We start from the raw sequence: 14834 nt of genomic DNA, 5'->3' as shown, positions 1-14834 counted from the left end.
CAGCATTGTAATCATCCTCGATTGGACGCTACAGCGCCAGTTCCCGTTGGGCCAGATTCAGTTACGGAAGTGTACCGGCCAGGAAGATGGTTCCATCCTGCCGCGACGAACCCCGCGAGCGCACCAGAAACACCACGTCCTGGCCGCTCTTCAGGCTCGACTCAATCTTCGCGAAGTCGTCTTCGCTGTTGACCGGTTGCTTATTGACTTCGAGAATGATGTCGCCGCGTCCCAGGTTGATATCCTCAGCGAACGACCCAGGCTTTACATCTTGCACGATTACGCCCCTGCCTGCCGGCATGTCGAGGCGGTCGGCCATTTCCGGGGTCACTTTGCGAACGGTCACGCCAAACTTGCTCTGCTTGGGAGTGCTCTCGTCATCGTTCTCCTGCTCATCGCCGAGACGAGCGGCAAACAGCTTGGCGCGATCTGCAATGGTCACGGAGGTTTCCTGCGTCTTGCCGTTGCGCAGGAAGCTGAGGCTGACCTTCGATCCCGGCTTGCGCGAGGCAATGTCGGCCACCAGTTCCGAGCCCTTACTCACCTTCTTGCCATCGACGCTGGTAATAGTGTCGCCTACTTTCAATCCCGCTGCATCCGCTGGGCTGCCCGGCACTACGCTCGAGACAGTTACACCGGTTCCCGAACCATAGACCCGTGCAATCGCCGGATTTTCAACCGCATCAAACATGATGCCAATCGAGCCGCGGGACACCTTGTGTTCCGGCCCGGTCAACTGGTTGTAAACATCGACTACAGTCTTCGAGGGCAGCGCAAAACCGACGCCTGCATAAGCGTTGGTCTCGCTAAGAATCGCGGTGTTGATGCCGATCACTTCCCCGTTCATATTGACCAGCGGACCGCCCGAATTGCCGGGATTGATGGCGGCATCGGTCTGAATGAACGTTTGGAATTGGCGGCCGGGAACAATGTCGCGACCCTTGGCCGAAACAATTCCGGCGGTCACAGTCTCGGACAGCCCGAACGGACTGCCCACCGCCAGAACCCAATCGCCCACCTGCATGCTGTCAGAATTGCCCATCTTCGCCGACGGCAGCACGCGGTCGATATCCACTTTGATCACGGCCAGATCGGTTTCCTGATCGGTGCCGATGACCTTCGCATCATGTTGTACGCCGGGAGGATCATCCTCGAAGCGAACCCGGATGCGATCCGCCTTTTCGACCACGTGGCGATTGGTGACAATGTATCCCTTGGGATCGACGATTACGCCGGAGCCCAGCGAACGCTCGCGGATGGATCCATCTCCCGGCCCTCCGGGAGCTCCGGGCATGCCCTGACCACCCTGTCCGCCGGGACCGCCGAAGAAGTGTTTGAAGAAATCGTCCATCCCGCCGTTATCGCTGTCATCGTCGTCGGGATTCTGTCCGCGTCGCTTGTGGACGTTCTTGATGGTCGATTCCGTGTTGATATTGACCACGCTCGGTTCCAGTTGTTTCGCGATCTGCGAAAACGTATTCGACATTTGCTGCGGCGAGGGCATGTTAAGCGGCGTTGCCTCGCTCTTTTGCCCTTCTTTCCCTTTAACGCCGTAGGAAACCACCGTCCCGATCAAAATGCCGACGGCAAGCGTTGCCACAATACTCAGCGTGTAGGCCCAGCCATGAGCCTTGATGCGCATCCAGATTGCGCGCGAATCCATGTCTACTTTCCTCCGAAAATCTTTAACCCCTTGTATTATACCCGCTTACCCCGGGAACCAAGTTCAACACAAGGCAGTAAACCACCATCCAACATTAGACGCTGAAACCGGCAAATTCGTTTCACGCCAGGGGCTACCGCAGGCCCAATTTCCGTGCCTAGGGCGCAATTCCTGTTTCTGTGGGGGAAGCAAGAAACGGGTTGGCAATCAGGGGTTGACGATCAAGGGTCGACGATCGACGAACACCGATGAACAACGAGTTGGAGCTTCGGGAAGCGACCTACATGCCGACTAACGAGCAATTGATATGGGTGCTTACTTCGCCTCGTACACCGTCTTGCCGCCCAGCACCGTGCGCAGCACCTTAGTGCCCAGCAACTTCTCCGGTGACGACGCCGCCGGATCGCGGTCGAGGACGACAAGGTCCGCCAGCATCCCCGGCACCAGCTTACCTTTTTCCTTCTCTTCAAACTCCGCGAATGCTGAACCCTGCGTGTAGGCCGCGATAGCCTGATCCATCGTGATTCGCTGCTCGGGAAAATATTCCTGCTTGCCATTCTCACTTCGGCGCGTCGTGGCGGCATAAAGCCCGCGGAACGGCGTGACCGGCTCGACCGGATAATCGGTGCCAAAGGCCAGCGTCACATTTTTATTCAGGAAGGCCAGCCACGCATAGGAGGTCGCTGCGCGCTTGGGCCCCAGGCGGTCCTGCGCCCAGCGCATGTCATTGAGCACATGACTGGGCTGCATCGAAGCAATGACTTTCAGCGTTTTGAACTGGGCAATTTGCGCCGGCGTGGTCACCTGCGCGTGCTCGATGCGTAGACGAAAGTCGTCGCCGCCGTCCGGCGCTTTCACATGCGCCTCGTGCGCTGCCTTCTCCGCTTCGGCAAAAGCATCAAGTCCCATCTGTACTCCCTTATCGCCGATTGCATGAAAGCCAATCTGGAAGCCGGCCAGCACGCGCTCCTTCGTCATCTCATTCAGCTTTGCCGCTTCGTAACGCGGCAAGCCGGAATTTGTCGGATCATCCGAGTAGGGCTCCAGCATTGCTGCCGTGTGCGAGCCCAGCGAACCATCCATGAAACCTTTCAGCATGCCGGTGTGCAGCATCAAATCCGACTGCGGATGCGAGTTGCGCTTCTTGTCCAACTCCTCCAATGGCTCGTCGAAGGGCAACCACTCGCTGATGCGGACCGTGAGCTTGCCCTCTTTTTCCAACTCTTCGTAGATCTGAAAATCTTCCCAGTTCGGCGAATAATCCTGCGCCGAAGTTACGCCATGTTCCGTTAGATCTGCGAGAGCCAATTCCAGCGCCTGCCGTCGCAAACGGTGCGTCGGCTTTGGAATCACTCCCAGCACCGCGGCCTGCGCCGTTTCCCTCAGGATTCCCGTAGGCTCGCCATTTTCGTTGCGGTCGATCCGCCCGCCTTGTGGATCGCGGCTGGCCAGGGTGATGCTGCCCAACTGCAGCGCGCGCGTATTCGCCACGGCAATGTGCCCGTCGATGCGAACCAGAAATACAGGATGTCCGCCCGAAACTTCGTCCAGATCCCAGCGGGTTGGAGTGGCTTTCACCGGCCATAGCGTCTCGTCCCAGCCCGATCCCAGAATCCAGTCGCCCGCGTTCGATTCTTCGACTTTCTTCGCCACCTTTCCGCGCAGTTCGTCTAAAGATTTCACGCCGGTCAGATCGACACTCAGCTTCGTCATCCCGGCATCGTCAAGATGAAGGTGAGCATCATTCAATCCGGGCATGAGAAAATGTCCGCCCAAATCGATGACGTTAGTCTGCGGGCCTTTCAGCTTTTCGATATCGATGGCCTTCCCGACAGCCTGAATGCGGTCCCCGCGCACGGCAATCGCTTCCTCGCGCAGAATCGAACTGAATGGCGTATCGGCCGGCACGCCGGTATAAACGTTCGCGTGCGTGAAAATGATGTCGGCCCTCGGCCTGGTATCGGGTGCGGCGCCTGGCGCGGGAGTCTGCGCCATCGCTGACGGGCGGAACGCGACCACGCACAACAATGCCACAGCGGCTAAAGCCGCATTTGATCTGAGGCGACTTACGCGGCCCTGAAGGGCCGCTCTTCCACCGGCTTGACTCGCACGGCCTTGACTCGCACCACGGCAGTGACCCAGATTCATTCCCCCACCCCCGCCAGCGCCAGCATGGTCAATAAGATTCGTTTCAAGCCCAGTTCGCGCCCATTGGAATCGAACCATTCCTGCAAGGTGTGCGCTCCGCCACCTGAGCCGCCGCCGCCGATGGCGACCGCCTCCAGTCCCAGCGACAGAGGAATGTTCGCATCGGTCGACGCCCGTTGCACCTGGGCTGCGTTCGCCAGCTGGGCGTCAACTGCGCGCACCACCTGCAAAATCCGCGCTCCCGCGCGCAACTCTCCCGCCGGACGGTTCCCGATCACCACAACTTCACAACTCACGCCCGAAGGCCGCTTCTGGGCCGACGAGCGCATCTCGGCCCCCATGGTCTCGTCGTCGACGGAGCGGTTCAGGGCCAGCCGCATCGATTGCTCCAGTCGCTCCATCTCCGCCATGGAGGTCGAGCGAATATCGACTTTCATGCTGGCCGATTCGGGAATGGAATTCACCGAAGTTCCGCCGCGAATGACGCCGATATTGAACGTCGTCTTCGGAGTCGCAGGAACCGGAGTCGCGGCAAACATTTCGATGGCCTTGGCCAAAATCACAATCGGATTGGGCGCTCCAAAATCGCTCCACGAATGCCCGCCCGGCCCGCGCACAATCACCTCAAAGCGGCGACTGCCCAACGCCTCGGCTACAATCGTGTCCGCTCCCGCGCCATCGAGCACCAGGCTGTAGGCAATGGAATCTTTCCAGCGCGGCGTCGAAAAAATGTGGCGCATCCCGCGCAGGTCGCCCTCGCCCTCTTCGCCGACATTTCCAATAAACACAAACGGCAGCGAATGCCGTACCCGCACGTTCCGCAGCAGCGCCGCAATCCCCAGCAGCGCCGCCACCCCTGCGCCATTGTCGGAGACTCCTGGCCCGTAGATACGGCTGCCCTGCTGCCGGATATTCAGCGGCGTGTTCGCGGGAAAAACCGTATCAATATGCGCGCTCAAAGCAACATACCGCCGTCCAAAGCCGGGATGCGTGCCGAACACATTCCCCACATCGTCGATGCGCACATCGTCGAGCCCGACTTCGCGAAAGCGCTCCGCCAGCCAGGCCGCCCGCGCCGACTCTCCAAATGGAGGCGCCGGAATCCGCGCCATCTCCATTTGCCACTGCGTCAGTTGCGGCTCTTGCGTGCGAAACCAGTTGAACGCCGACCGCACCTCTGGGGATGCCGCCAGGCGAGCCACTTCCTGCTGCACGTCCTGCTTAACCGACGGCGTTAGGTCGGACATGTCCGCGCGCGGGGAATTCGGGCTCATGAAGGTATGGCGTAAGTTTACAACGGGTCGAGGAGATTAGGGATTGTTAACCTGGGGAACCACGATTACCGAAGAGCGGGCGAAACGATGGCCGGTTGGCCGCTCAGGATTGACCCTGTTGAGATCGCCTAGGAGATGGGAGTGGCGGCCCTGCGCTCGACCGCCGCAACCAGTTTCTTCGTCGCTGACACGTCGATGCCGTGCTGCGCGCCGCCGCGCAGAATCGGTCCGGCAATTGCGTCGAGTTCCGGCGCATTGCCGCGCTCGACATCTTTCTGCATCGAGCTGCGCATGGTCCCCGGCATCTTGGTCGCAGCGGCGATAACGGCTTCAGCGTCCACCTTCGCACCTTCCGCTTTGGCAACGGCGCTGGCTTCCCGAACGCAGGCCAGTCCCAGTGCTCTCCACTCCGGATCAGCAAAAATCTCGCCTACGGTTTTATCGGCCGCGGTCGTGGTCAACGCGAACGGTGCGAGGAAGACAAGTTTGCCCCACATCAGGGTCGCTTCGTCGTCGATGAAGCGGCACTCGAAGCCCAGTTTTTGAAGCTCGTCGAGAGTCGGCCCGAGCAGTGGCCGTCCCGCCGCCGACATATTCAGACGCGCAAAGGGTGTGCGATGCACGATGCGTCCGAGGGCAACCCTTTCCATCTCGCCGGCGATGGTGGCGGCAATCACCTTCCCCGCCCCGTATCTGGCGCGCAGCACGGCAAGATGATCGATCCCATTCAGCAGAGGAACGATCGCCGTGACGGCCTGAGGATTCTTCAGCGCAGCTAGCGCAGCGTCCAGTTGCGTGGCTTTTACGGCAATCCAGAGCACATCGCAGGATGGAACTTCCACAGCGCGCGCAACCGGCACGCTGAAGTTTCCGAAGGGACTCTCCAGATGAAGTTGTTCAGGATACTGCGCCAACGATTCCGGCCTAACGACCACGGTCACGGGCGCCTCAGACCTCGCCAGGCACGCCCCGATCATCCCACCCACACCGCCGACGCCGAGAATCGCATGTCGTAACTGAGCCATAGTCACTTCTTCTGCGCGGCGGCCGACACACACTCTAAAATCTCCGCCTCGCTCAGCGTATGGTCGCTCTGCTTGGCGCGTTGGTAGATGCGATCGACCATCTCGTCGCTCACCGGCATCCCGTGCCGCTCCAGCCACCACTGCACATTCGATTTCCCGCTCATCGGACCAACGTCGATGATCTGTTCCAGCCCGAACATGTGCGACGGCACTCCGGAATACACCGAATTCGCCAGCAGGACATCGCCCTTGCGATATGCCTTGACGATCGCCGACGCGTGCACTCCCGTCGCGGTGCGAAAGGCATCGTCGCCTACCACGGGATAATTCGCTGGAATCGGCACTCCGGTTGCTCGCGAGACTGCCTGACAATATTGCTTGAGCTTGGTCAGGTCCTGTTCGCCCCAGGGCGCAACGCCCATCAGTTTCAGATTCACCAGCATCTGGTCGACCTGCGTGTTGCCCACGCGCTCACCCAGGCCAATCGCGCATCCGTGCACGCAATTCGCTCCGGCAATGATCGCCGCCATGGAATTGGCAATCGCCAGACCGCGGTCGTTATGCCCGTGCCAGTCCACGCGAATCTTTTCGCCCGAGGGCTTCACCACTTCGTCCATCACAAACCGCACCAGCGCCAGCGCGCCCATGGGCGTGGCATGCCCGGCGGTGTCGCAAATGCAGATCGCCCTCGCGCCGCACTGGATCGCCGTCGCATAAAGCTTTTTCACCGTCTCCGGATCGCAGCGCGTGGTGTCTTCGGTGACGAACATCACGCTCAGCCCGAGCGAGACCGCATATCTCACGGCCTTGTCTGCCGTCTGCAAAAGAAAATCGTCGGTCCATCCTTCGGTGAATCTGCGAATGGGACTGGACCCAATAAATGTCGCAGCCTCGATCGCCAGCCCGGTTTTCTGCACGATCTCGGCGATCGGGCGAATATCGTTCTCGTGCGTCCGCGCAGCGCAGTTGGCGCGAATCTTCATTTTGCCCGCCGCGATCTCGCGGGCCACCGCAGTCACGGCCTCAACCGCACGCGGCCCTGCGCCCGGCAGCCCCAAATTAAGCGAATGGATTCCGAGCGTCTCCATCAAATGCAGAATCTCAATCTTCTCCGCAATTGAAGGATCGCGCACCGAAGGCGATTGCAGCCCGTCGCGCAGAGTCTCGTCGTTAATCAACACCGGCCCGGACGGCTTCATGCCCGGCGGATAATTCTGATTCCAGTCGTAGATGAGGTCGGGAGTGTTCATGGGAAGGAAGCTTCTAGCTCCTAGCTGCTAGCTTCTAGCAAAACTCACGTAGGGACAGGCGCCTCGGCTGTCGGCCAGAAAAAAAATCAGACGCAAGGGGTTCACAAATTCCAAAATGCCGCGTGCCGGCGCATTGGCTAGAAGCCAGGAGCTAGCAGCTAGTAGCTCCTAGCTATTTCTCCTTCGGCGGCAGCGTGAGCCCGAATACCGACTTCATGCCCTGCCCTGCGACATTGATCTTGGCCTCGCCCGGCGTCGGCAGATACAGCGCTTTGCAGTTTTCACAGCGATAAACTTCGGCCTTCGGTCCCCAGGCTTTTTCCACGTCGCCGCAAGCGCGCTCAACCACGTCGGTCATGTAAAACCAAAGCTTTAAATGCCCGCCGCAGAATTTTCCCTTGTCGTTTTTCTCGTTGCAGGCGCGCTGCCCCGCTTTTTTGACCCTAACTTTATGGTTGGGAAGCTGCTGGACATCCTGCGGAACACCGTGCGTGCCAGACGCCGCCACTTCGCTTGTCGCCAAGGAATCTACCCCCCCGTTCGAGCGGCCCAAACGCCGCCGGATTCGGCCTTACGCGGTCATTGTAACTGAAAGGCGCGCGTCGAAACACTACAGCGGAAGGCTTATGGGCTGGGCCTGTAACCGGGAAATACCGGGCGCGGGTGAAATCAGAACTCGCGTTTAGGTGCGGCCTGCTCGGCACCTACTTTCCCGGTTTCAATATTCGCCGCGTAGTAGCTTTCGCCCTTCACCGGGCCCCCAGCCAGCCTGCGCAAAATGCCGATTTGGCCGATGTGCGTGAGTGCATCGGCAATCGGCCCCTGAAACAGCTTCTCGGGAGCGGCGTGCAGCGGATTACTGGAGGCGAGGTAGTCGTCGAACTTTTTCAGCGCCGCAAAAAATCGCCCTACTTCCCGATCCCACAGCAAAGCGGCGGACGTACGATATTTCGTCTCGCCCAAGGCGATCGACAATGCCCAATCGAGCAGGTCGCCGATATGCGCCAGAATTTCGCCCGGCGTCCGCGTCCCGGCGCCTGCCTGAAATTCGTCGAAGCCCACCGGCGCGTTGCGGACAGCTTTCCCGCCTCGATAAGCAATCGTGGCCAGGGCGTGCCGCAGCAATTCCCGTTTCGAATCGGAGGCCGCCAGTTTCGACGATTTCATTTCGTTCGCACCCATGCCGACCAGATTACACTGGTTGTTAGAGTTTGCAGGAGACGAAAAAAGCATGGCACGAAAACTCCCTTCCGCTTCGGTGAAAGCCAGCCCCGCGCACCCCGCCCTGGTGAACCGCGACAACGCGGAGCACTACCGCTGGGGAATCAACTGCGACGCGTGGTACCTGGTCAACGACGAACAACTCAGCGTGATCGAAGAATTCATGCCGCCCGGCGCTGCCGAAATTCGCCACCATCATGAGAAAGCTCAGCAGTTTTTCTACATCCTCGTCGGCGAAGTCTTGATGGAAGTGGAAGGCCAAACCACGCTTCTGGCCGCTGGCAGCGGCATCCGCGTGCTGCCGGGGCAGCGCCATCAGATCCGCAACCCGTCGTCCGTCCCAGTGCGATTCCTGGTAGTCTCACAGCCTCGCAGCCATGGCGACCGCTTAAACGAGTAAGTCATCATGCCAAGAGACATACGGTAGAGACACAGCTCGTGTACCGATCACAGCCGCTTTCGTCCCATCATCCCCGCCGCGCGCACCGCCCCACTCGCCCGCGTCCCCAGCCCGCTGGCGAACTGCATATCCAGAAAGCCTTCCATCTGTTGCCGTAACCTCTCGCCGTACCCATACCACCAGACTTTCTTCATCCCCGGCATCCGATCGATATCGAGATACTTCAGTCGCACCATTTCATCGAGCCCGAATCGCCCGTGCGTCCGGCCCACGCCGCTCGCCTTCACGCCGCCATGCGGAGCTTCGCCGATGCCGAAACAGGAAATCACATCGTTCACCATCACGGTGCCGGCATGAATACGCCGCGCCAGATGTTCGCCGCGCTTTCGGTCGCGCGTCCACACGCTCGCTGCCAACCCATATTCGGATTCATTGGCCAGCCGTACGGCTTCGTCGTCATTGGCGCACGCCATGACCGGCAGCACCGGACCGAAAGTTTCCTCTCGCATGACGCGCATGTCATGCGTCACGTCGGCCAGGACTGTGGGGGCGTAGAAATTAGCTCCCAGTTCCGGCAGTCGCTTGCCCCCGGCCAGAACCCGCGCGCCGCGCGATTTCGCATCTTCCACGTGGGCGTCCACGATTTTCAACTGCCGCTCGTGGATCATCGGCCCCACATCGGTGTTGGCGTCCATGCCATTGCCCATGCGCAGCCGCTTCGTCTTGTCCGCGCAAGCCTTTACAAAGGGTTCATACAAACTGCGATGCACATAAACGCGCTCGACCGAAAGGCACGCCTGCCCTGCATTGACGAATGCTCCCCATACCGCGGCGCTCGATGCTACGTCCACATCGGCGTCGTCAAGCACCAGCATCGGATCTTTCCCGCCCAACTCCAGTACCACTGGAAGCAATCGCTCGGCCGCCGCAGCGGCAATTCTTTTTCCTGTCGCGACGCTGCCAGTAAATACCAGCTTATCGATCGGTGACCGCAACAGCGCCGCCCCCGCTTGCCCGTCGCCCACGATAACCTGAAATACATCCTTAGGAACGCCCGCCGCATGCAGCAACGACGCCAACTCCAGCGCTGCCAGCGGCGTCAATTCTGAGGGTTTCAGAACCACAGCGTTGCCTGCCACCAGCGCCGCCAGGGTCTCCGTGGCCGGAATCGAGAATGGATAATTCCAGGGCGAGATAATTCCAATCGCGCCATGTGGCTCGTGCACCAGATATCCAGTCTTGAGCTTGGTGGCGAGGTTTCCATGCGGCACCGGTTCATCGCGCAATAGCCGCCATGCGTTGTCGATAAGAAATCGCGCGGCATCCAGTACCACCAACACCTCGGTGGCCAACGCTTCCACGAGCGGCTTCCCCGCCTCGCGTGTGATGGCGGCTGCTACCTCTGATTTCTTATCGTGCAGACGGCGCTGAAACTCGCGCACCACGCCAATCCGCCGGCGCAGTCCCAACTCAGCCCAGGCAGATTGAGCCATGCGCGCTCGTTCTACGGCAGCGAAGATTTCGCTTCCCCCCGCGCACTCGATCTCACGCAGAACTTCGCCCGTCGCCGGATTCACCGACCTAACCTTCGCTGCCGCGATTTGCAGATGAAGAGTCATGAAGAAAACCGTAGCCTGCAGAAACGTAGCTCCGCTACGCCTTCGCTCGTTCGATGTCTAATGCATCCCCGGATATCTCCCCAGATAGATCAGCACAAAATCCAAAGTGTCGGTACACGCATGGGCGATTACCGGCACCGCCAGATTCCGTCCGCACGCCAGATATAGCGCACCGAGCAGCAGCCCGTCCCACACATTCTCAACCATGCCGGTGGCTCCCTGATCGAGATGTCCGCACCCGAAAACAATGCTGACTGCGATCAAGCTCACCACCCAGGCGGCTCTGGTATTGCGAAACAACCCAGCCACTCGATTCATCAGGTAGCCGCGATAAACGATCTCTTCTCCCAACGCTCCCAGAGTCCAAACCAGAATCAGGTAAATCAGGAAGATCTTCAGATTGCCAACCATCCCGGCGAAATCCGACAGATCGGGCATCTTTCCCAACCATCGCGCCAGAAGCGGCTGTGTGCCAAATAATTCCATCACTTCCATGCCGATCCCAACCGTAACTCCGAGCAGCAGAGCTTTCCCCCAACTGCGCGGCCGCGTAAAGCCAACGTCCTTCCACCTCATTCCACGCAGTCGGAGCGAAATCCATCCCAGCAGGAACAAATAGGGGGTCTTGCTCAGATAAATGTGATGATAAATATCTGCGACGAACAATCCCGCGACCATGGCGAACTCGATCAGAGCCAACCATAGGCTGTCGCGCAGCTTTTGCTGGGTTGCCTGCATGTTTACGGGCGACTCCGTTCCTTAATACTCAACACTAACCAGATACAATCCGCTCGCCGGCGCCGTCGCACCGGCCGCCGAACGATTGCGTGCTGCAAGAATGCGACCCAGGTCCTCGATCTGCAACGTTCCTTTGCCAACGAGAATGAACGTCCCCACCAGATTTCTCACCATGTGATGTAAGAATCCCGAACCTCTCACCGTATAGACCAACTCGTCGCCCGTACGCTCCCAGGATGAAGAAAAAATCCTCCGCACATTGGATCCCACTGGGTTCCTTCGTGAGCCTTCATTTCCTTCGTGGTTCACGTCCTTCTCGCACCTTAGGTCATCGGTAGCCCGCTCCGGATCCACCGCGGCAAACGAAGTGAAATCGTGCGCGCCCACGACCAATTCCGCCGCCCGCTCCATCGCCTCTTCGACCAGAGGATACGGATAATGCCACACGTACCGCGCCAAAAATGGCGGACGGATCGCCTCCCGATAAATTCGATACCGATACGTCTTCGCCCGCGCCGAATGTCGCGCATGAAACTCGGACGCCGCCTCCGCGACTTCCAGCACGCGCACCGACGCCGGCAAATTATCGTTCAGCGCCCTCACAAAATTCTCTGTAGGAACGGAAGACTCCGTGACAAATGTCACAACCTGCGCCAACGCATGTACTCCCGCGTCGGTCCGGCCTGACCCCTGCGGCAATACCTTTTCGCCGGTAATGCGTCCAATGGCTGAGGCAAGTGTGCCTTGCACTGTCGGAGCATCGGGCTGCACTTGCCATCCCGAAAATTCGGTTCCGTCGTAGGAGAGAATCAATTTGAGATTGCGCATCCCTCGATCTTTCAAACTACGATCTTTCAAACTACGATCTTTCAAACTACGATCCTGCGCATTACGATCTTTCGAGTCACGATCTTTCGAGTCCCCCGCCCCGGCCGCTTCATCCAATGGCATTCTGGCTTCCAAAGCAATGTACCAGTTCGAAATATACAAGTTCGAAATGCATCGGATCGAGCAGCGATGCGGTGCAGGTCAAGCGCACTTCCAGTCAGCTATACTGAATGCTTTCCGCCGACTTCCGAGCTTCGAGACTATCGGACGAGTTCGAACCAGCAGCAGGACGTGAAGGGTCAACTTTCTTCCGGCTTTCTGGAACCTTCCGCCAGTCTTTAGCGTACCAACGCCTGACAGAACGTTATTTTTGGGGTGTCTTGGCGTCGCAGACGAAACCCAAGTGCATTGAAGCAAGTGCATTGAAGATGGGTGTATTCGCAAGAATTCAGTCAGTAGGACCTTAATCGGTTCGGTTCTTATATCAACGGAGAAGAGTAGATGCCATTTGCACGTTTAGCCTCGACCGTACGGCTCGCCGCCGCTGCCTGCTTATTCGCTACCCTGACCCTTACATCCCTGGCTCAGGAGCCGCCCACGGCCCCGACCCCGCAGAACACGCCTGAAACAAAGCCGGTGCCGGCACTGAACTACGCCCGGCCGGTGTCTCATTTTCCCAACCCCATCGGACCCTACACGGCCCGCCACCTTTCCGCGCCTAATTTGGCGAACACGGCGCGGATTGACCAGCTCATGCACGACGGCAAGATCTACCTGTCGTTGAATGACGCGGTCGCGCTGGCGCTGGAGAACAATCTCGACATCGCCATCGCGCGCTACAATTTGAACATTGCCGATACTGACGTGTTGCGTGCGCGCGCCGGCGCCACCACGCTCGGGGTCAATACGGGTATCGTGCAGAACACTCCTGGCGCGGGCGTCGGCGGCCTCGGCTCGCAGGTCGGTTCCGGCTCCGGCGGCACCAGCCTCGGCGCAGGCGGAGCGGGCGCAGGCGCAGGCGGACTGGTCGGCTCCACGCTGGGTATGGGCTCCCTCATCACTAGTTTCGACCCGATCGTCACCGGCACGCTACAGGAAGATCATCTCTCCCAGACCGCAGTTAGCATCTTCCAGGGGGTCGAACCGGGGTCGCACCTGGTTCAGAATACTGGCACGGTGAATTTTACTTACAGCCAGGGCTTCCATTGGGGCACGGATCTATCGATAGGCTTCAATAACAGCAGGCAAACGACGAATAGCTTCTTCTCCGCTGTGAGCCCGTCCCTAAGCTCTAATTTTAAACTGACGCTCACTCAGCCGATTCTCCAGGGACTTGGCTTCCCCGCCAATACCCGCTTCATTCGAATCGCCAAGAACAACCGCGAGCTGTCGGATGTAGCCTTCCGCCTGCAAGTCATCACCACAGTGAACCAGATTCAAGACATGTACTGGGATCTGGTATACGCCTACGAAAACATGCGCGTGCAGCAGGAGTCCCTGGCATTTGCCGAAAGAACGCTTTCCGACACCAAGAAACAAGTGGAGATCGGCAGCCTAGCCCCGATCGAAGCGGTTCGTGCTCAGAGCACGGTGGCGCAGGACCAGCAGTTGCTCACGGTTGCTCAAACCAACCTGCAGTTAGAACAGTTGCTGATGAAGAATGCGCTCAGCCGCACGCTGCGCGATCCTCACCTGGCGAGCGCGGAAGTGATCCCCACATCCACTATGGAAGTGCCGCAGAACGAACAGATACAGCCCACTGAAGATTTGGTGAACGAAGCGCTAAGGCATCGAGCTGATGTTGTGGAGCAACGCATCCAGTTGAATACGACTGAGATCAGCAACCGGGCGGTGCGCAATGCGCTGCTACCTACGCTGAACCTATTCGCCTATTACGGCGGAGCCGGAATTGGCGGTAATCAGAGTCCTCTCGGCGTATGCGCGAACCCTCCGACCCAATTACAGCTTGAATTCGGTTGCGCCAGTCCGACTGGTGGCCCCAGCGGCCTGGATTTTACGTTTCCAACCACGCCTATCGGAAGCACCTTGAACCAGCTCGTGAACTCTTCCAATCCCGATAAAGGCGTCGGTTTGACTCTGAACATCCCGATCCGCAATCGAGCCGCGCAAGCCGTGCAGATCCGCTCCGAGCTGGAGTATCAGCAGGCCCAGATGGCGCTGCAACAAACCGAAAACCGCATCAGCATCGAGGTGCGCAACGCCCAGTTTGGAGTGGAGCAGAATCGAGCCAGCGTCGCTTCCGCCCAAGCCGCGGTGGATTATGCGAAACAATCGCTCGACGCCGAACAGAAAAAATTCCAGTTCGGCACCTCCACCACTACGCTGGTTTTACAGAACCGCAGCGCTCTGGCGACGGCGGAATCGACACTCGTCTCGGCCATGGCCGCTTATGAAAAATCGCGTGTCGAACTCGATCGCGCGGTCGGTTCAACGCTCGACCGCGCGGGAGTCAGCGTCGACGACGCCGCCAAGGGTCAAGTCACCCGTATGCCCAACGTTCCCGACGTCGCCCCGCGCAAAGACTTGCCGTCGGCCACGCCACCGCCACCGCAGTAGGCTGTGTACGCTTCTACAGGGCGCCGTTGTCTTGGCCGGACGGCGGCGCCTCTTCATTTCATTTCCGCCGCACAATTCTTTACAATCCCCC

12 protein-coding genes are annotated in these 14834 nt (G+C 59.2%); 2 read left to right on the top strand and 10 right to left on the bottom strand.

From position 1 onward, the window contains the following. Window positions 1–61: 61 nt before the first annotated feature. The 7 genes from VGM18_03470 to VGM18_03440 all read right to left on the bottom strand — a co-directional run bounded on the left by VGM18_03470 (window position 62) and on the right by VGM18_03440 (window position 8527). Window positions 62–1663, bottom strand: coding sequence for a Do family serine endopeptidase (locus VGM18_03470; protein ID HEY3972035.1), 1602 nt, complete (start codon window positions 1661–1663; stop codon window positions 62–64). 315 nt (window positions 1664–1978) lie between these two features. After that, the gene (locus VGM18_03465; GenBank protein HEY3972034.1) at window positions 1979–3697 is read right to left on the bottom strand and encodes an amidohydrolase; all 1719 of its coding nucleotides are present in this window, start codon (window positions 3695–3697) and stop codon (window positions 1979–1981) included. Between the two features lie 110 nt (window positions 3698–3807). Further along, window positions 3808–5085, bottom strand: a complete 1278-nt coding sequence (locus VGM18_03460) for a M20/M25/M40 family metallo-hydrolase (protein ID HEY3972033.1) — start codon at window positions 5083–5085, stop codon at window positions 3808–3810. A 128-nt stretch (window positions 5086–5213) separates the two neighbouring features. Continuing rightward, window positions 5214–6110, bottom strand: a complete 897-nt coding sequence (locus tag VGM18_03455) for a 2-dehydropantoate 2-reductase (protein HEY3972032.1) — start codon at window positions 6108–6110, stop codon at window positions 5214–5216. 2 nt (window positions 6111–6112) lie between these two features. Further along, window positions 6113–7360 carry a LeuA family protein gene (locus tag VGM18_03450; GenBank protein HEY3972031.1) on the bottom strand — a complete coding sequence of 416 codons (1248 nt, stop codon included), beginning with the start codon at window positions 7358–7360 and terminating at the stop codon, window positions 6113–6115. Between the two features lie 172 nt (window positions 7361–7532). Beyond that, on the bottom strand, window positions 7533–7883 hold the full coding sequence (locus VGM18_03445) for a hypothetical protein (protein HEY3972030.1): 351 nt from the start codon (window positions 7881–7883) through the stop codon (window positions 7533–7535). Window positions 7884–8029: 146 nt separating this feature from the next. Beyond that, window positions 8030–8527, bottom strand: coding sequence for a hypothetical protein (locus tag VGM18_03440; GenBank protein ID HEY3972029.1), 498 nt, complete (start codon window positions 8525–8527; stop codon window positions 8030–8032). Between the two features lie 64 nt (window positions 8528–8591). Here VGM18_03440 and VGM18_03435 point away from each other — a divergent pair, with 64 nt between their 5' ends. After that, window positions 8592–8981, top strand: coding sequence for a cupin domain-containing protein (locus VGM18_03435; GenBank protein HEY3972028.1), 390 nt, complete (start codon window positions 8592–8594; stop codon window positions 8979–8981). 47 nt (window positions 8982–9028) lie between these two features. Here the strand turns inward: VGM18_03435 and VGM18_03430 are convergent, their stop codons facing one another. Genes VGM18_03430 through truA form a run of 3 tightly spaced genes read right to left on the bottom strand, consistent with a single transcriptional unit; the run spans window position 9029 to window position 12289 of the window. After that, the gene (locus VGM18_03430) at window positions 9029–10600 is read right to left on the bottom strand and encodes an aldehyde dehydrogenase family protein (protein HEY3972027.1); all 1572 of its coding nucleotides are present in this window, start codon (window positions 10598–10600) and stop codon (window positions 9029–9031) included. 57 nt (window positions 10601–10657) lie between these two features. After that, window positions 10658–11338 (bottom strand): CPBP family intramembrane glutamic endopeptidase, encoded by a 681-nt coding sequence (locus VGM18_03425; GenBank protein ID HEY3972026.1) that lies wholly within the window; start codon window positions 11336–11338, stop codon window positions 10658–10660. Between the two features lie 21 nt (window positions 11339–11359). Beyond that, the gene (truA, locus tag VGM18_03420) at window positions 11360–12289 is read right to left on the bottom strand and encodes a tRNA pseudouridine(38-40) synthase TruA (protein HEY3972025.1); all 930 of its coding nucleotides are present in this window, start codon (window positions 12287–12289) and stop codon (window positions 11360–11362) included. A gap of 378 nt (window positions 12290–12667) precedes the next feature. Here truA and VGM18_03415 point away from each other — a divergent pair, with 378 nt between their 5' ends. Then, the gene (locus tag VGM18_03415; GenBank protein HEY3972024.1) at window positions 12668–14743 is read left to right on the top strand and encodes a TolC family protein; all 2076 of its coding nucleotides are present in this window, start codon (window positions 12668–12670) and stop codon (window positions 14741–14743) included. Window positions 14744–14834: the final 91 nt, after the last annotated feature.

Source organism: Candidatus Sulfotelmatobacter sp., from assembly GCA_036500765.1.
Lineage (GTDB): Bacteria > Acidobacteriota > Terriglobia > Terriglobales > Acidobacteriaceae > Sulfotelmatobacter.
The sequence above is the reverse complement of the archived record's forward strand: the minus strand, read 5'-3'. Positions and strand labels throughout refer to the sequence as shown.